The organism is Sulfitobacter sp. GN1-4 (assembly GCF_055693825.1).
In genome coordinates this window covers 3086682-3105169 of record NZ_JBVFUQ010000003.1, presented here as the reverse complement: position 1 = coordinate 3105169, position 18488 = coordinate 3086682, and the positions used below count along the sequence as shown (strand labels likewise).

Genomic DNA, 18488 nt, shown 5'->3' with positions numbered 1-18488 from the left:
GCGGCTGGTTTATGCCTGAGCTGCCGGATGCCAGCCCGGCGTTTGCAGATCAACAAAGAGGGCTTTTGCCATGATCCTGTGCTGCGGTGAAGCGCTGATCGATATGATCCCAAAGCCCACAAGTCTGGGCCGCGATGGATATGTACCCCATTCCGGCGGGGCCGTCTTTAACACGGCAATCGGTCTTGGCAGGCTGGGCGAAGACGCCGCTTTGTTCACGGGCATTTCCACGGATCAATTCGGCGATCAGCTGATGCAGGATCTGCAGGCAAGTCAGGTGAACACGGCTTATGTCCACCGGGCGGATCGCCCTTCAACCCTTGCGTTTGTGCATCTGACCGATGGCCATGCGCAGTATTCCTTCTTTGATGAGAACACGGCAGGGCGGCTTTTGCAGCCCGATGATTTGCCGCAATTGCGAGCCGATGTCAGGGCGCTCTTTTTTGGCGGTATCAGCCTGGTTTGTGAGCCCGCCGCCGATACCTACCGCGCCTTAGCTGAGCGGGAACAGGCCCAGCGGGTCATCATGTTGGACCCCAACATCCGAACGAGCTTTATCCAGGATGCGGCAAGGTATCGCCAACGCTTGGACCGGCTGCTGAGCTGCGCTGATATTGTGAAGCTTTCGGATGAGGATCTGGATTATATCGTGCCGAACGGCGCAGATATCGCGGACAAGGCCGCCGCAATACAGGCCTATGGGGCGTCTGTTGTGATCGTGACAAAGGGATCGCAAGGGGCGTTTGCGCGTCTGAAAAACGGCGATTGCCTTGAGGTTGCAAGCACGCATGTCAAAGTCGCGGATACCGTCGGTGCGGGGGATACGTTCAATGCAGGCATCCTGTGTCAGCTGAACCGTTCAGGCGTCTTGGACAAAGACCGCATTAGTGCGCTCGCCCCCGAGACCTTGAAGGAGGCAATGTCCTTTGCTGCCAAAGTTGCAGGCGTCACCGTTTCGCGTGCCGGTGCCAACCCGCCGTGGCAAGAAGAACTGGGATCGGCCTAGCCCGCGCAACGGCGGGCCAGGCCCACAGGTTTATCCTACGACGTTGTGGTCAGGGCCGTAGGGGAAGCCGGTGATGTTTTCATTGCCATCCTCGGTGATGACAAGGATGTCATGCTCACGGTAACCGCCAGCACCAGGCTTGCCTTCGGGGATGGTCAGCATCGGTTCCATTGAGATGACCATGCCGGGTTCCAGCACGGTGTCGATATCTTCGCGCAGCTCAAGGCCTGCTTCACGTCCGTAGTAGTGGCTAAGCACGCCGAAAGAATGCCCGTAGCCAAAGGTGCGGTATTGCAGCAGATCGCGTTCAGCAAAGAAATCGTTGATCTTATGCGTGACTTCAGCACAGGAAACACCGGGCTTGAGCAGGCTCATGCCGTATTCATGTGCGGCGACATTCGCCTCCCAGATCTGTAGGCTGGCATCATCCACGGTTTCCACAAAGAGCGTGCGTTCAAGCGCGGTGTAATACCCGCTGATCATCGGGAAGGTGTTCAGGCTCAGAATATCGCCGCGTTCCAGAACGCGCCCCGTTACGGGGTTGTGTGCGCCATCGGTGTTGATGCCGGATTGGAACCAAACCCAAGTGTCGCGGTATTCGGCGTCGGGGAACCGGCGCGCGATCTCAAGCTCCATCGCGTCGCGGCCCGCCATGGCCACGTCTATTTCACGGACGCCTGCCTTGATCGCGTCGCGGATGGCATAGCCGCCCACATCTGCGGTAGCCGCGCCCGCGCGGATCAGTTCGATTTCAGCAGGCGATTTGTGAAACCGCTGCGCCATGGTGGCGGCGGCCACGTCCACCTTGCTGGCAGGGGTCAGGAAGCTATCCAAAAGCTGCATCTGCGCGATGGACAGGTGATCCCCTTCAAAGCCGATTACTTTGCCCTGGCCGGTCACGGACAGGATCGCCCGCCAGTAGTTGTTTCGCTGCCAATCGGTGTAGGTGATGTTATCGCCGTAGCACCGCCGCCAGGGCTGTGCTGCGTCAATGCCCGCGCTGAATGTCACGGTATCTGTTTGTGTGACAACCTGCGCATAGGGCCGTCCGAAAGCGCAATACAGAAAGCCTGAATAATACGACACATTATGCATTGAGGTCAGCACACAGGCGTCAATGCCCTTGTCTCGCCATGATCGCACGCAGGCCAGCCAGCCGTGCCTCGTATTCGGCATCAGCAAAGGGCAGAACCTTTTCGCCTTGGTGAAAACGGTAGAAATCTGGGCGCGCAAGCCCGTTGATGTTGGATGCTCCGTCCATCGGTACACTCCTGTTCGCGCCGCGTAGCTTGGATGAGGAGTGCCCATATCGCTCGGATGCACTTGTCCTCCCCGCAAAGCGGCAAAGCAAGATCCCGGCGTTCAGGATGGGTGGTTGGGGATATTCCTACCTCAGTGGGTAAGTGGCGACGCCATCGCCTATCCCTGACGTTCCTTTAGTCTGAAAGCGGTCCGCAAATCAAGAGTGTTGCGACAGGGGACTGGCCCGCGGGCGAGTGTCCAAACTCCTGTGCTGCATCCCACAATGGCCCGCGTTAAAGGCCCACCCACTGCCCGTCTGCTTGGCTGGAGCGCAGTGCCGCGTCGATAAATTCCATACCGCGCACACCATCCGCTATGCCGGGGATATGCGGCGGCGCTGCGGTATCGGGCGATAACAAACAATCGGCAATGTCTTGGTAGAGCGCGCCAAAGCCTTCAAGATAGCCTTCGGGATGGCCAGAGGGCAGGCGCGCTTTGACCAGCGGCCCAGGCTGAAATCCATCGCCATTTCGGGTGAGCCTTTGGGCAGGCTGCCCCAGCGGGGCATAGTGCAGCGCATTGGGGTTTTCCTGCGACCAGGTCAGCCCGCCTTTTTCGCCATAGATCCTCAGCCGCAGTCCATTTTCTTCGCCCACCGCAACTTGCGAGCACCAAAGCGCGCCGCGCGCGCCGTCGGGATAGCGCAGCAGAATGTGGGCGTTGTCATCCAGCATGCGGCCTGCCCCGAAGCTGTGCAAATCTGCGCTAAGGGCAGTGGCCTGCAAACCGCTGACGTAGCCCGCCAGATGGAAGGCATGGGTGCCAATGTCGCCGATAGAGCCGCCCCCGCCGGACCGTTTTGGGTCCGTGCGCCATTCCGCCTGCTTTAGCCCCCGCTGCTCGACCGGGCTGGCCAACCATCCTTGGGCATATTCCACCTGAATGACCCGGATCGCGCCCAGATCCCCTTTTGCAACCATCTGGCGGGCCTGCCGGATCATCGGGTAGGCGCTGTAGTTGTAGGTGACGAAAAACCGTGTGCGGTTCTCTTCCCAGGCGGTTTTGGCAATTGCTGCAAGGCGGCGGGCGTCTTCCAGATCTGAGGTCAGGGGCTTGTCACAGATGACATGGATGCCCCGGCGCAAAAACTCGCGTGCCACTGGATAATGCATGTGGTTGGGCGTCACGATGGAGACCGCATCAATCCCGTCCGGGCGCGCGGCCTCGCGCTCTGCCATCAGGCGGAAATCTCCATAGGCGCGATCGGTGTCTACGCCCAAGGCTTTGGCCGACGCCTCAGACTTGGCCGCGGTGGAGGAAAACGCACCGGCCACCAATGAAAAACGATCATCAAGGCGGCTGGCGATGCGGTGGACTTCTCCGATGAAAGCACCTTCGCCCCCGCCCACTTGGCCCAGTTTTAACTTGCCGCTCATGACAGCCCCAACCTTTTCCGTTTCGCCTCGGCGCTTGCAAAATCATCAAACGCATGGCGCGTCACGCGGATCATGTGCCGGTTTACAAATTCTGACCCTTCCCGCGCGCCGTCCCCGGCATGTTTCATGGCGCACTCCCATTCCACAACGGCCCAGCCGTCAATATCATATTGCGCCAGCTTTGAGAAAACGGCACCAAAATCCACATAACCATCGCCCAAAGACCGAAAGCCGCCCGCGCGGTCGACGCAGGATGGGTAGCCGCCGTAGACACATTGCTGCCCCTTGGGCCGGAACTCAGCATCTTTTACATGAAACATACCGACGCGTTCGTGATAGATGTCGAGATTGGCGAGGTAATCCAACGCCTGCAGCACATAGTTGCTGTGGTCATAGATCATTCGGGCGCGGGGGTGTGTATCGACCTGCTCCAGAAACATTTCATTGCTGATACCGCCATGCAGGTCTTCGCCAGAGTGGATCTTATAACAGATGTCCACGCCGTTTCTTCTGCGTGATCCAGGATGGGGTGCTAACCGGCCGCAAGCTCATCAAACGCGGTCTCAACCAGGCCAGCGGGCTGTTGTGGCCAAGGATAGATATAGGGCCAGGCCAACGCGCCAGATCAAAGATCGCTGAAGTCTCCGCCCCGGCCCTTGCCCCCTGCAAAACGTGCAGCCCCTTCGACACCTGTGGTGACCTCTTTGCTGCTGCCCTGCCATTCCTGCCGCAAGGCGTCCTGTAGGGGCAGCCCATGCTGGGCCCGGGCTGAGGCGCGATCTGCGCGCAGACAGCTTTGTGGGAAGCGGCAGATGTCCTGGGCTAGCGCTTCGGCCCGCGTGCGGGCGTTCCCTTCGGGCACGACGTATTCGCACAAACCGATGCGCAAGGCTTCTTCTGCGTCAACACGGCGTCCCGTCAGGATAAGATCCATGGCCCGGCCTTCGCCTACCAGCCGGGGCAGGCGTACAGTGCCGCCGTCGATCAGCGGAATACCCCAACGGCGGCAGTAGACCCCCATGAACGCGGTTTCCTCCATCACCCGGATATCGCACCAGAGCGCCAGTTCCATGCCGCCCGCCACGGCAGGCCCTGCGATGGCGGCGATCACAGGTTTTGACAGCTCCAACCGGCTTGGCCCCATAGGCGCTATCGGGGGTGCGCCGGACGTTGGAAAGTCATAAATCCCAAGCGCGTCAGCTCCTGAAAGGCTGGCTGCGTGTTTCAAATCCCAGCCCGCGCAAAACGCACCCCCTTCGCCCCAAAACACGGCCACGCGCGCGCTGTCATCCTGATCAAAGGCGCTGAACGCGTCAAAGAGCGCCGTGGCATGTTCGGGGTCCATCGCGTTTCGTGCCTCTGGGCGCGAATGGATGATGGTCCACACGTGACCTTCTTTTTCGATGCGCACTGTCATGTCTGCCCCTTCTCCTGCGGTTGCATGTTAGATTTCGATGCCATCGGAGGATGCCTTTTTAAGCTCCGCCGCGACAGGGGAAGTCTGACACAGGGTCAAGGGTTAGGGAGTCCTTGGGGAAAGCCCGCAGGATAGAGGCGCGGTGGCACCCTTACCTCAAATCACGCTCTGGCGGCCGGATCACTCGGCAGGAACGTTCTGGATCAGCTGAGATTTCACTTTGGCCCGCGCGGCCTTGGCCCGGCGCACGATGGCGGGTTCGCGCAGGGTGTTGGGGCTGGCCATCGCCTTGGGCGCATGGGCCGTCACGTTCCACGCCGACAGCGCAGAAAGCGGCACGGCAAGCAACAGGCTGGCTGCGATGGGAAGCAGCCACAAGGACACAAGACCAAAGAGAAGCCCTGCACCGATCAAGAGCCCCAGAGCTGTTTCCATCCAGTGGAATTTCAGCAGTGTCAGCCCCCCATAGCGCTGCACATCGCGCCGTTGCGGGGCCCGGGGTTCTGTCCGGGTGAAGAGGGCAAAGGCCACCGCCTTGGTCTGTTGGATCATCATGATCGGGGCATAGGCGATCGAGAGCAGCACTTCGGTCAAAACAGAGACCAGAAAGGCGCGCCGCCCACCAAAGACCTGTGTTGCCGCAGGGGTGGCGGCGATGATCAACGCACTGGCGAGTTTTGGCGTCAACAGCATCGCGTACATGATCACCAGGAACACCGCGCTGTCGATATGGCTCATGGCGGGGGGCCAATCGGGGAAGAGGGGGTTTGCCTCATTAAAATAGCGGATCACGTTTGTTTCAGCGTCTTTGCCCAAGAGCGACCAGATGATCAGCAAAGCAAACCAGGCGGGTGACAGCAGATAAGCCATTGCGCCATGAAAGAGGTGAAAGCGTGAGACAGGGTGAAACCCCTTGGTGCCCAGCAGACGCAGGTGTTGCAGATTGCCCCGACACCAGCGGCGGTCCCTAAGCGTGTAGTCGATGAGCGTGCCGGGTGTTTCTTCGAAGCTGCCCGCAACGCGGGGCAGGAACCGCACGCGCCAGCCTGCGCGCCGCAAAAGCCCTGCCTCGACGAAATCGTGGCTGAGGATCAGATCATCGCGGCCCCGCGCTGTTAAATGCGGCAGGCCTGCGCTTTCTGCGAAGGCACGTGTGCGGATGATCGCGTTGTGACCCCAATAGTTGCCTTCACTACGGGACCAAAGCGCAAGGCCTTCGGCCAAAAGCCAGCCGTAAGCGATGTTGGAGAACTGCTGGAGCCGGGCAAAAAGCGTCTGCGCCCCGATCAGCATGGGAAAGCTCTGGATTAGCCCCGCATCAGCATCCGCGGAAAGCTCAGAGGCCAAGCGCTCAATCGCGCGTCCCGACATCAGGCTGTCTGCATCCAGGACCAACATGGCCTCGTACCTGGCACCCCACCCGGTGATCCAATCGACCAGGTTGCCAACCTTTTTGTCTGTGTTCTGTGCCCGGCGACGGTAGTGAACCGGAAACGGGGCCACCGCCTGCAGGCGTTTGAACGCGGCCCATTCCTGTGCCGCAATCACGTCGTCTGTCGTGTCGGACAGAACGAAAAGGGTATAGCGATGCGGGCCGGGGCGCCCTCAAGATCCTCCAGCATTGCGGCTGCGTTGCCAAAGACATCCCAAGGCACTTCGTTGTAGATGGGGACAAGCAAAGCCACGTCGAGCGGGTCAACGGTTTCGGGGGCACGGCTTTGCGCCTTTTGCCGGGCCAGCAGCCCCGCGATTGCGACACCCACAGTGCTGACCGACAGGGTGATCCACACGAAGGTGGCACCGATCATGCTGAGCAAGACCCATTCAAGCCAGGTCATGCCGGCACCCGAAAGCCAGCCATAGATGCCATACATCAACAGCGCAGTGCCAATCAGCGCGGGGCCAAAGACACCAAGCCGCCAGAACGTCGGTTTAGACCGCCCAGTTTCTGCAGGGCGGCGGGCAGGGGCCATCGCAAAATCCTGCGGCTCCATTTTCAAGGGCGTGCGCGGTGGCATGGAGGAGGATGGCTGATGCATCATGTGGCGGTCCACCGATAAAGCCAGACCTCGCTCAAAGCCTCGCCGCCCAGACGCAGCTGCGCGCGAAACTCGGCATAGCGTTCGCCCTCATCCATGAAGGTGAAGGCCAGGCGGGGACCGCCGGTTTCCGGGTTGCGCTGCACGATACCTGGAGTGACGCTGCCTTTCGACGAGCGAACAAGGATCTCAATCTCGCTCAGGTCCTCGGGCACGTTTGGGCCATCTGCAAAGTCAATCGCGATGATCTGGCCGCCCTCTGGCCTGCCGCCCATCGCGGTGTTGAGCACTTTGACAGGGACGTCGGCAGTGGCGGCGACCGGGTCTGCACCCCAATGGAGCGTATAGCTCATCTGATGTGAGCCGCCCGCCGGGATCGCATCAGAGGGGCGCCAATAGCTGACGATGTTGTCATAGATCTCAAGATCCGCAGGGATTTCGACCAGGGTAACAGAGCCCCGCCCCCAATCTTCGCCCGGAGTGATCCAGACGGCGGGGCGGTTATGATAAAGCGCCTCCAGGTCGTTGAAATCAGAGAAGTTACGCTTGCGCTGGCACAGGCCAAACCCGCGCGGGTTGTTGTCTGAAAAGGCGCTGATTTGCAGGGTGGTGGGATTGGCCAGAGGCCGCCAGATCACCTCGCCCGCGCCGTTGTGTATCAGCAAGCCGTCACTGTCATGAACTGCCGGGCGGAAATCAGAGAACCGCTGGCGCATCGTGTCATCAAAGAGGAACATCGACGTCAGCGGCGCGATGCCCACATGGGTCATCTCAACCCGCGCGAAAAGCGTGGCAGACACCTGCATTTCCAGCACGGGGCCGTGGGTGATCTCAAACCGGTAGGCTCCGGTGCAAGAGGGGCTGTCGAGCAGGGCGTGCAGCACAACCTTGTTGCTGCCTACCTTGGGTGTCTCCAGCCAAAAGGCGGTGAAATCGGGGAATTCTTCGCCCATCGGATCGCCGGTCTTGAGCGCAAGGCCCCGCGCCGAGAGGCCATAGATTTCGCCGGTGCCAATGCCCCGGAAATAGCTGGCGCCCTGAAAGACCGCGTATTCCTGAAAGATACCTGGCTTTTCCAACTCGGCCCGCAGCCGTAGACCGGAATAGCCCAGCGTGCTGTCAATCTCGACTTTGGGGAATTTGTCGGTGGTGTCAAAGACGGCCATGTCAAAGGCCAGCGGGCGCGCGGTTGCGCCCTCGACCACGTTGATTTCCACGGGCTGCGGGAAATAGAGCCCTGGCGGAAAGACATCAACCCTTTGCGGGGTGTCTGACCCTTCCCAAAGCGCATTGCGACTGTCGAACCAAATCTTGCGGTATTCGTCGTAGCTTAGATCACGCCAACTTTCGGGGATGAGCGGGCGGGGGGCATAGGGGTTTGCTGCCAGTGCGCGGGCACGGTTGAGAACGGTCTCATCCGTGAAAGGCGTGGCCTCATCGCTCAGGGTCAGCCCTGGCTCTTCGGCCAGCACCGCCGTGGGCACCGCGGCAAGGGCCGCGAGCGATTTTAGCACATCGCGGCGGATCATGGCTTGACCCGCCAGGGCTGTGATTTGAACCAGCCCGCCCCGTAGGCCACCGCGACCAGCACGGCGCAGCCAAAGAGGTTGATCACAATCGTTGTCCCCCAATCGCGGCCGTATACATCCATCAAAAAGCCGAGGAACCGTGCGGTGAACATGGAAACCACAAAGACCGCAAGGCTTTGCTGGCCGACCTTCAGGATCACCGCCAACGCGCGTTCCCAGCCGCGCGACAGCGCGCCAGCACCTGAGGGCAGCAAATTGCCGCCTTTGTCGCCCGCCAGCACCCAAGCGATATAGGCCAGCGCCAGGAACTGGACGTAGCGCAGGATGCCAAAGTCGGACTTGTCAATCAGCGGGCGGTAGTCGGCGCGCCAGTCGCGGGCCCATTCAAAGCCAAATTCACGCACCCCGATGCTGGACAAGGGGACATTCGCCAGCACCAGTACAATGGCGATGGCCATGAGCACCACGCTCACTGGGGGTTTGGGCAACCAGCCCCGCATAAAGGCGAAGCCGGTGAAAAAGATCAGCTGCCAGCCGAAGGGGTTGAAGAACCAGGTGCGGTCGGTCCAAGGCTCTGCCGGGAATTCAAAGTGCAGATGGCCCAGGCCGAACTGATCCAACAGCGCGGTTTGCCCCATGATCCAGACGCCAATGACAAAACCAGCGACCAGCCGCAGGTCAATGCGTGCAAGCCACATGACAATGGGCATCATCAGCAGGACAATCATATACATTGGCAGAATGTCGAAATAATTCGGCACCCAGCGCAATGTCATGAAGCTGAGCAGCATGTTGGAATTGTCCCATTTGTCGCTTTCGACAAAGATCATCCAGAGGTTCAGCTGACCCCAGTAATTGCGGCCCGTGATCTGCAGATCCGTCAGGAACACGCAAAGCGCCAGCGTGGCAAAGAAGAGCCCAACATGCGCCCAATAGACCTGCCAGACCCGGAACAGAATGCGCGCTGTGCCCAAAAGCCAGCCCGCGCGGGCAAAAGCCCCGCCAAAGGCGATGGCCGAGGCCATGCCAGAGCAGAATACAAAGATCTCTGTCGCATCAGAGAACCCCCAGCGAGCGGGGATCCAGAGCGTGAATTTATTGCCAGGCGTATGGGCAAAAAGGATGATGAACATCGCAAGGCCGCGAAAGAAGTCCAACCGCAAATCCCGCACGCGCGGTGCCGCCTGTGCGGCGGCCACGGCGGGCGATGGAGCGGCAGTTGCGTCAGCGAATGTCATGTCAGCACCGGTATCCGCGGGTTTATTGCGCGGGGATGCGCCGGGCGCGTGAGATTTGTTCGAACCTTGTGGCGGCAAAACGATCTTCCTTGCCCGCCCGCAGGGCCAGGCGTTCCATCAGAACTGTTTCAGCTGCGTCGAAATGGCCCGCGCGCAGGCCAGCGTCAATGGTCATCCGTTCAAAAACATCGCGCTGGGCGTGGCTGCCGCCGATGGTTTGCATCTTGGGGCGGGCGGCTGTGAGATCCGCGAAGGCCTCAGAATAGCGGCCTTCGGCGAAGGCATTCAGGCCTGCCAGTGCGGCAACGCCGGGATCGGCCACGCGGTCAGCCATGTCGCCGGTTTGGGCGGCATCGCGGGCGAAACGGGCGGTCATCTCCTGCGCCGCGGCCCCTTTGGCGGCCCCCGCCAGCGCCAGTTGATAGTGCAGATCGGCAAAGACCACACAGCCATCGTCAATGCGGTTTTCGGCAAGCGCGCCCAGCTCATTCCAGCGGTCGCCCACGTCATAATCCTCTAGCTCCAGCCGCATCAGCAAAGAGGTGGCATTGGCGATGTCACGGTAATCGTCGGTTTTGTCAGCGCGGATTTGGCTGTCATAAAGGTCAAGCGCCACATCCGCTTCGCCCCGGTCCAGGTGCAACAGCGCCTTGTGCCACCAGACATGGTAGCGAAAGTTGTTGGAGCCGTCCCAGGCCGCTTTGTGATCCTCAATCAGCGTGATGCCTGCCGTGGGTTCAGACCGCATGTCGTGGACATGGGCCACCGCGTGCAGCCCCCAGGCGTCATCGCGCACCAGCGTCAGACCCGCGCGCCCCGCCAATTCAGCCAGTTCATATTCGCCGGTTTCTTCCAGACAAAAGGCATAGCAGCCCATCAGATAACCGCGCAGCGGATGATCGGGGCCATGGGCAGGCAGCACGCGCTCAATCGAGGCACGCATGCCTTTGGCATCGCCCAGAATGAACCGGATGGCATGGCTGGCCTTAGCGGAAAGCGTGTCTTCTGGGTGGGCGTCCAACACCTGTTCCAGGGCCGCTACGGCACCGGTCGGGCTGTCCGACAGCCATTGATCCAGCGCTTTGACCCAGCCTTGCTCGCGCCCTGAAAGATGGGCCTGACCTGCAGCGGTATGGGCTGCGGTGCGCGCGTCTTCGGCGACCTGCCACATCTCAGCCCGGCCCATCATCAACGAAAATAGCCCGCGTGCCGCGTGACCCATGGCAAACCCCGGTTCAGCTTCCAGCACAGCGCCCAAGTGTTGCGGCGTTGCAGTGCCGTGGGCCAAGAAGGCTCGGATCATGCTGTTCCAGCTTTCTACGGTCTCAGACTTTGCCAGGTTCACTGGTGCGTTGCAGATATCAGTTTTCATTAAAGGCCTCACGGATCACGCTTACTCACTCCACAGCTACGCGGTTTCGCAGCGTCACAGAACGACAAAGGCACATGCCACACGCCAACGTGAAGGGGCGCGCCGCTTTCGTGAGCATTTGTGTCAGAAGCTGCCGATTCTGCGCGGAAATTTGCGCACTTCAGATCAATTAAGCGTTAACTTTTGCCCGATGTTTCAGGCTTTGGTCCCCATGTTTCAAGCACCTCTTGGGTGTCCTGGCCAAAGCGGGGCGGTGCACGATCGTACCTGATGGGGGTGGCTGAGAATTTGAGCGGATTGCCCAACAGACGCAGACTGCCTTCCCCGGCGGTCCTCTGCTCTATCTCTATCACCGCACCGCGCGCTCGGGCCTGATCAGAGGTCAGCGCCTCCTCGATGGTGTTGATGGGGCCGCAGGGCACTTTGACCGCCTGCAGCTTGTCCAGCAGCTCTGCCTTGGCAAAGGTCGCAATCACAGGGCGGAGGATATCTGTTAGGGTTTCCCTATTCTCCAACCGCCCTTGGTTTGTGACAAATCGCGCATCCGCACTCAGATCAGGCCGCCCGATCACATCTGCAAAACGCGCAAATTGTGCGTCATTGCCAACCGCCAGAATGAAATGCCCATCGCGCGTGGCAAAAGCATCATAGGGCACGATGTTGGGGTGCGCGTTGCCATGCCGTGCAGGTTGGGTGCCAGAGGTCAGGTAGTTTGTGCCTTGATTGACAAGCCAGGCCATCGACGCGTCCACCAAAGCCAGATCGATATGTTGACCTTCGCCGGTTTGGTCGCGGTGCCGCAGGGCGGCCAGGATGCCGATGGTGGCATACATCCCGCACATCACGTCAGCGATGCCCACGCCCACCTTCATCGGGGCACCATCTGGCGCGCCCGTGATCGACATAACGCCGCCAAACCCCTGTGCCATGATGTCATAACCGGGCTGATCGCGGTTGGGGCCGGTTTGTCCAAATCCAGAAATGGAACAATAGACAAGCGCGGGGTGCGCGGCACAGAGCGTTGCATGATCCAGCCCGTATTTCTTCAGCCCACCCGGTTTGAAATTCTCAATCACGATGTCTGCACGGGCGGCCAGATGGCGCAAGATACGCTGGCCTTCGTCGGTGGCGATATCAACGCTGAGGGAACGTTTGTTGCGATTGGCCGACATGAAATAGGCCGACAGGTCCGTGGGGTTTCCGCCCGCGTCCAACGCATAGTCCGGCCCCCATCCGCGCGTGTCATCCCCCCCGGTTTTGGGGTTTTCCACCTTGATAACGGTGGCCCCCAAATCCCCCAAAAGCTGTGTGCATGTGGGCCCGGCAAGAATGCGCGACAGATCAAGGACAAAAAGCCCGTCCAACGCGCCCTTAGATGCGGCCATCATAGGCCCCTCGTTCGATCACGGCTGCGATCACGGTGAAGGCATTGGCCTGCATGGCGTCTTGCAGCGCGCCTGCCAAGGCATCGCGGTCGCGCACGGTAACGCCGTTGCCACCAAAAGCGCGCCCCATCGCGGCATAGTCATGCTCAAGGAAATCCACGCCTGCGTTGGTCAGCTGGCGTTCGCGTTGCTTTTTCTCAATCAGGGCAAGAGAGGCATCCACAAAGACCACAAAAATCGGCGCGATTTTTAGCTCAGCCGCTGTTGCCAACTCTCCTGCGACCATCAAAAACCCTGCGTCCCCTGAGAAAGACACCACTGTGCGTTCGGGGGCGGCCAGCTTGGCCCCCATCGCCATCGGCACCGCGCAGCCCATGGTGCAAAGGGCCGAGGATTGCATCAATTCGCGCGGCGCGTGGCATTCCCACATTTGGCTCAGCAAAATGCGATGCGCACCGCTGTCGGCTGAGGCCAGGCTGCCCCGTGGCAAGACCTGTCTGCAGGTGTCGATAATGGCCGCAGGCCCCCAGTCTTCAGTGGTGGGAAAGGAGTGGGCCAGTGCGGTCTGTGCGGCTGCGATCTCCCCCTCGGGCCAGGTGTCTTGTGGGGTGAGCCCATCGCTCAGCGCGGCAAGCGTCGCGGCGCAGTCTGTGACAAAGTTCAGCGTGGATTGGTGCATATAATGGTGGTTTGGGGCGGCGGTGATGTCGATCACGTTCTGCGTGCCGGGATGCCAGACGTCGCGCCAGCCTGGGCGCATCTCAATCGGGTCGTATCCCACGCAGAGGATCAGATCAGCGCTTTGCACAAAAGGCACCAGGGTTTTGTCCGCCAAGGGGGAGAGCCCCGCGCCGCCCAAAGATAACGCGTGATCTTCGGGAAAGACCCCCTTGGCCTTGTAACTGGTGATCACTGGGACGTTGTGGTGTGCGGCAAAACGGGTCACAGCGTCCTCAGCCTGTTGGTTCATTGCGTCCACGCCCACAATCATCACGGGGCGGCGGGCAGAGGCGAGCCAATCGCGTGCCGTGGCCAGATCCGCACCGAAAGGGGCGGTCGTGCTTGCCGCCGCACGCGGCGGGGGTGCCATGGCGGTGACAGCTGTGTTTGCGACGGCGATAGGGACATCAATGTGCACAGGGCCCCATCGGCCTTCCGTTGCGATTGCCACGGCCTTGTCGGCGATCACGTGTGCTGCATCGGCGGTCAGGGTAAAGCTTGCCTTGGTGATCGGGCGAAAGACGGCCTGCTGATCGACAACCTGATGCGTGTAGGTCTGCGTCTCTCCGGCGTCCATGCAGCCTGCCAGCACGATCAGCGGAACCTGGTCTTGCAAAGCATTGGCGACGGTGTTCACGCCATTGAGCGTGCCGGGGCCGATGGTGCCCACCAAAATCGCCGGTGCCAGATCACGGTGATGAACGCCTTCGGCGATAAAACCAGCTGCGTTTTCGTGTTTAGCCAGGATGAACTGAATGCCCGCCTTTTCCAGCGCGTCGATGAGGGTCAGAACCTCGCCCCCTGGCATGCCGAACGCCGTTCGACATCCTGCTGCGTAAAGTCGGCGGGCCAAAGCGTCAGCAGCACGGATGGTATCGGACATGAAGCAACCTTTCGCAGGGGGTACGAGGGGGTTGAAACATGGGCAGGGGGCAGAGGCAACTCACTGTTGTGTTGGGTTTGTTGCAAGGGGGGCGGCGTTGTGAAAAACGCCGCGCAAATTACTTTCAGCAATTTGGGTCTCGCAAAGGATTGCTGCCTTGCGCTGGCCTTTTGCAAAAGGCCGGCTCAAACTCTTTAAAGAGTTTGTTTCACCGCCGCCGATCGCGCCGCGAAGACATCGGCTGGAACGCCACGCCTACATGCGCCTCACAATAGGGTTTGCCCTGTTGAACAGGCAGGCCGCAAAACCAAAAATCCTCGGTTGCTGGATCACCCACGGGCCATTTGCACGTCCGCTCGGTCAGTTCCATCAGTGTAATTTTCTTGGCCTTCTTCTCAACCTCATTCACCTTGGCCAAAGCCTCAGGCGAAATCTCATTCGCAGAAGGCTGCGGCGGTAAAGGCTGTCCGGCTGGGATGATCTGCTTGCGCGCAGGCAGGGTGGACTTGGGCGGCGCTGCCGCTTCTGTCTTCATCTCAACAGGTTCTGCCTTGGGTGCAGCTTTGGGCTTTGCCTCTGCCTTGGGGGCCGGTTTGGCCTTGGGCTTGGCATCAGATTTTGCTGACGATCCGCTTGTCGCACGGTTGGACAGACCAAGGCGATGTACCTTGCCAATCACCGCGTTGCGGGTCACGCCGCCCAATTCCTTGGCAATCTGGCTGGCCGATTGGCCTTCGCCCCACATACGCTTCAGTGTTTCTACGCGGTCTTCGGTCCAGGACATCGTTGGTCTTTCTTGATTAAAAAGCGGCCACCAGGGCCGCCTTATCTCGCACACCGTCCTATACTAAACTTCTCACGCCTGACCGCAAGGGAGGAAGCGTCAGTCTGACGTGGTAGCGGGCGGTGCTTTCAGCCGCGCCTCGCGAAACGCCAGCAGGGCGGCCCCTGCCACGATGATGCTAGCCCCCAACCAGGTGATGGTATCGGGCTGCACGCCGTAGAAAAGCCCGTCATAAAGGGCTGCAAAGATCAACGTGCCATAGCTGAATGGGGCCACAAAGCTCGCGTCGGCCCGGGCCATGCCATTGACGAAAAACGCCTGTGCTGTTGCCATGCAAAGCCCCAGGCCCGCCAACAGACCCCATTGCGCAGGCGTGGGCATCTGCCAAACGGGCAGCACCGCAAGGCTTGCGATCAGCAGACCCAAGGCATTGTTGTAAAATAAGATCTGAATAGGGTTTTCCCGACCTGCGAGTTTTTTGATGAAAATCAGTTCCATCCCCATGATCAGCGCCGCCCCCAGCGCCAGCAACGCTGCGGGCTGAAAGCTCTCTGGTGTTGGCCGCAGCAGGATCAATGCCCCCGAAAACGCCAACACAGCCGCGGACCACCGGACGCGTCCCACCTTTTCACCCAGCAAGGGAATGGCCAGGATCATCGCAAACACGGGGTTGAGAAAGGAAATCGCCGTTGCATCCGCCAGCGGGATATATGCCACAGAGGCAAACATCAGCGTGACACCCGCCCAGCCAAAGCTGGTCCGGCCCAGGTGCAGCCCCCAGTTGGGTCGCGTCAGCTTGGGGCGCATGATCGCGACGGCGGTTGCAATGGCGCAAAAGGCAAACAAAAAACGTCCGTGGCTGATCTGCAGGGGATGCAACGCAGGGCCATAAGCTTCCGATCCCAGCGCCTTGGCCATCAGAGTGGTTGCCGCGATGAACGCCGTGGCCGATCCGATCAATCCCGCGGCAAGCGCGTTGTTCTGAGCTTTGGCCTGATACATGGGCCCGCTATGCGCCCATCCACGCCCCGCTGCAAGGGCACAAAGGGGCTAGGCAAGCGCGGATTTTGCCCCTATCAGCGGACCCATGATCACGTTGACACATACCACGTTGCGACGACGCCAAGGGTGAACCTTCTTGCGTGACCTGCATGCGCCAGGTCAGATCCCGGTGCAGTGCACCATCTCCAAACCCACTTGACCAGACGTGCCGCCCATGGCCATTTGCGCCTTTAGCGGCCCAAAATAAGGATGATCCAATGATCTCTTCCGTTCTGCCGACCTATTCCCGGGCACCTTTGAGCTTTGTCTCAGGTGCTGGTTCCTGGCTGACTGAGGCTGACGGGCGACGTTTTCTGGACTTAGGCGCAGGCATTGCGGTGAACGCGCTGGGCCATGCCCACCCCAAGCTGGTGGAAGCGCTGACGGCCCAGGCGGGCGCGCTTTGGCACACCTCCAACCTCTATCAAATCCCACAGCAACAGGCGTTGGCGGATAAATTGGTTGATAACAGCTTTGCCGATACGGTGTTCTTCACCAACTCAGGCACCGAAAGCTGCGAGCTGGCTGTGAAAATGGCGCGAAAATACTTCTACGATCAGGATCAGCCTGAGCGGGTTGAGATCATCACCTTCGATGGCTCTTTTCACGGTCGGTCTTCTGCAGGAATCGCCGCCGCAGGATCTGAAAAAATGACCAAGGGCTTTGGCCCCTTGCTGCCGGGATTTGTGCATCTGCCCTTTGGCGATCATGAGGCGCTCAACGCGGCGATCACGGACAAAACCTGCGCCATCCTCATTGAACCCGTGCAGGGAGAGGGCGGTATCCGCCCGGTTCCCGATCAATGCCTGAAAGGCCTGCGCGATCTCTGCGATGATCACGGCATCTTGTTGATCTTGGATGAGGTGCAATGCGGCGTGGGCCGCACCGGCAAGCTTTTCGCCCATGAGTGGGCCGGGATCAGCCCGGATATCATGATGGTCGCCAAAGGCATCGGCGGCGGCTTCCCGCTGGGGGCCGTGCTGGCCACGGAAAGGGCCGCTCTTGGCATGACGCTGGGCACCCATGGCTCTACTTATGGCGGCAATCCTCTGGGCTGTGCCGTCGGCAACGCGGTGCTGGACATCGTGGCTGATGACGCCTTTTTGGCGGAGGTCAACCGAAAGGCCAGCCTGCTGCGCCAAAAGCTGGAGGGCCTGGTTGCCGCACACCCGGATGTGTTTGAAAGCGTGCGTGGATCGGGTCTCATGCTCGGGCTGAAATGCAAGATCGCGCCAGGTGACCTGGTCGCCGCAGGCTATGACCAGGAGGTCATCACCGTGCCCGCCGCCGACAACGTGGTGCGCCTGCTGCCGCCCTTGACCATCACGGATGAGGAAATCGCCCAAGCCACAGACCGACTGGACGCCGCCGCGTCTCAGCTGGCTACGTCCTGAGGCTTCATCTTTCCTCTATAACTCATCACCCCGGTGCCGCACGCGCAAACGCCTGCCAATTGGGCGGCGCCGGTGCCGGAACAGCAAAGCAAAGCCATGAAACATTTTTTAGATATTCATACCACGCCCCAAAATGATCTGCGCGACATCATCGACAGTGCCATCACGATGAAGCAAAACCGCGCGGGCCGTCCCAAAGGGGCGCTGGACGAAGATCAACCGCTCAAAGACCACATGGTCGCGTTGATCTTTGAAAAGCCATCCACCCGCACCCGGGTTAGCTTTGACGTGGGCGTGCGACAGATGGGTGGACAGACCATGGTGCTGTCGGGGGCTGATATGCAGCTGGGCCACGGTGAGACCATCGCCGATACCGCCCGCGTTCTCAGCCGTTATGTGGATCTGATCATGATCCGCACCTTCGAAGAACAGACCCTGCTGGAAATGGCGGAATACGCTTCTGTGCCCGTGATCAACGGGCTGACCAACCGCACGCACCCTTGTCAGATCATGGCCGATGTCATGACCTTTGAGGAACACGCAGGCCCGATCAAGGGCCGCAAGGTGGTCTGGTCGGGCGATGGCAACAACGTCTTTGCCAGCTTCGCCCATGCGGCCAAGCAGTTTGACTTTGACCTCACCTTCACCGGCCCGCCGCCGCTGGATCCGGAGCCTGCACTTGATGGCCTCTATAGCATCGAACGCGACCCCAATCTGGCCGTTCAGGGTGCAGACCTGGTTGTGACCGACACCTGGGTGTCGATGCATGATCCGCAATCGGCGCGCGAGCGGCGGCATAACCAGCTCAGGGGCTATCAGGTCAATGAGGCCTTGATGGCCAAGGCCAAAGACGATGCGCTTTTCATGCATTGTCTGCCCGCGCACCGCGAAGATGAAGCGACCAGCGCCGTTATGGACGGGCCAAACTCTGTGATCTTTGATGAGGCGGAAAACCGTCTGCACGCGCAAAAGGCCATTATGCGGTATTGCCTGGAACGATAA

General features: G+C 60.2%; 14 protein-coding genes and 2 pseudogenes. 3 read left to right on the top strand and 13 right to left on the bottom strand.

All coding sequences use genetic code 11. The annotated features are described in order from the left end of the window. Positions 1-70: 70 nt before the first annotated feature. The gene (locus ACZ1HM_RS15860) at positions 71-1006 is read left to right on the top strand and encodes a carbohydrate kinase family protein (protein WP_472743632.1); all 936 of its coding nucleotides are present in this window, start codon (positions 71-73) and stop codon (positions 1004-1006) included. 30 nt (positions 1007-1036) lie between these two features. On the opposite strand, the pseudogene ACZ1HM_RS15855 reads toward ACZ1HM_RS15860, so the two are convergent. The 13 genes and pseudogenes from ACZ1HM_RS15855 to ACZ1HM_RS15795 form a co-directional block, all read right to left on the bottom strand. Then, a pseudogene (locus ACZ1HM_RS15855) lies at positions 1037-2267 on the bottom strand (aminopeptidase P family protein). Positions 2268-2541: 274 nt separating this feature from the next. Further along, the gene (locus tag ACZ1HM_RS15850; RefSeq protein ID WP_472743631.1) at positions 2542-3684 is read right to left on the bottom strand and encodes a Gfo/Idh/MocA family protein; all 1143 of its coding nucleotides are present in this window, start codon (positions 3682-3684) and stop codon (positions 2542-2544) included. Next, positions 3681-4309, bottom strand: a pseudogene (locus tag ACZ1HM_RS15845) (sugar phosphate isomerase/epimerase family protein); the annotation flags it as partial. The pseudogene ACZ1HM_RS15845 and the gene ACZ1HM_RS15850, both read right to left, overlap by 4 nt. Further along, complete coding sequence (locus ACZ1HM_RS15840) at positions 4310-5101, bottom strand: crotonase/enoyl-CoA hydratase family protein (RefSeq protein WP_472743630.1); 792 nt, start codon at positions 5099-5101, stop codon at positions 4310-4312. 180 nt (positions 5102-5281) lie between these two features. Continuing rightward, on the bottom strand, positions 5282-6649 hold the full coding sequence (gene mdoH / locus ACZ1HM_RS15835) for a glucans biosynthesis glucosyltransferase MdoH (protein ID WP_472743629.1): 1368 nt from the start codon (positions 6647-6649) through the stop codon (positions 5282-5284). Continuing rightward, positions 6646-7143 (bottom strand): hypothetical protein, encoded by a 498-nt coding sequence (locus tag ACZ1HM_RS15830; protein WP_472743628.1) that lies wholly within the window; start codon positions 7141-7143, stop codon positions 6646-6648. Before ACZ1HM_RS15830 ends, mdoH begins: the two co-directional genes overlap by 4 nt. Beyond that, the gene (locus tag ACZ1HM_RS15825; RefSeq protein ID WP_472743627.1) at positions 7140-8669 is read right to left on the bottom strand and encodes an OpgD/OpgG family glucan biosynthesis protein; all 1530 of its coding nucleotides are present in this window, start codon (positions 8667-8669) and stop codon (positions 7140-7142) included. Before ACZ1HM_RS15825 ends, ACZ1HM_RS15830 begins: the two co-directional genes overlap by 4 nt. Beyond that, entirely contained in the window at positions 8666-9907 is a 1242-nt protein-coding gene (locus ACZ1HM_RS15820; RefSeq protein WP_472743626.1) for an OpgC family protein, read from the bottom strand. Before ACZ1HM_RS15820 ends, ACZ1HM_RS15825 begins: the two co-directional genes overlap by 4 nt. Before the next feature lie 22 nt (positions 9908-9929). Continuing rightward, the gene (locus ACZ1HM_RS15815) at positions 9930-11279 is read right to left on the bottom strand and encodes a tetratricopeptide repeat protein (protein ID WP_472743625.1); all 1350 of its coding nucleotides are present in this window, start codon (positions 11277-11279) and stop codon (positions 9930-9932) included. Between the two features lie 176 nt (positions 11280-11455). Next, positions 11456-12664 (bottom strand): CaiB/BaiF CoA transferase family protein, encoded by a 1209-nt coding sequence (locus tag ACZ1HM_RS15810; RefSeq protein WP_472743624.1) that lies wholly within the window; start codon positions 12662-12664, stop codon positions 11456-11458. Beyond that, a complete protein-coding gene (locus ACZ1HM_RS15805; RefSeq protein ID WP_472743623.1) occupies positions 12651-14267 on the bottom strand; it encodes a thiamine pyrophosphate-binding protein in 1617 nt (538 codons plus the stop codon). The genes ACZ1HM_RS15810 and ACZ1HM_RS15805 overlap by 14 nt, the downstream gene beginning before the upstream one ends. A 208-nt stretch (positions 14268-14475) precedes the next feature. Beyond that, entirely contained in the window at positions 14476-15051 is a 576-nt protein-coding gene (locus ACZ1HM_RS15800) for a GcrA family cell cycle regulator (protein WP_472743622.1), read from the bottom strand. A 99-nt stretch (positions 15052-15150) separates the two neighbouring features. Then, positions 15151-16053 (bottom strand): DMT family transporter, encoded by a 903-nt coding sequence (locus tag ACZ1HM_RS15795; RefSeq protein WP_472743621.1) that lies wholly within the window; start codon positions 16051-16053, stop codon positions 15151-15153. Between the two features lie 257 nt (positions 16054-16310). On the opposite strand from ACZ1HM_RS15795, the gene ACZ1HM_RS15790 reads away from it, so the two are divergent. Both ACZ1HM_RS15790 and argF read left to right on the top strand, forming a co-directional pair. After that, a complete protein-coding gene (locus ACZ1HM_RS15790; protein ID WP_472743620.1) occupies positions 16311-17486 on the top strand; it encodes an acetylornithine transaminase in 1176 nt (391 codons plus the stop codon). 96 nt (positions 17487-17582) lie between these two features. Further along, the gene (gene argF / locus ACZ1HM_RS15785; protein WP_472743619.1) at positions 17583-18488 is read left to right on the top strand and encodes an ornithine carbamoyltransferase; all 906 of its coding nucleotides are present in this window, start codon (positions 17583-17585) and stop codon (positions 18486-18488) included.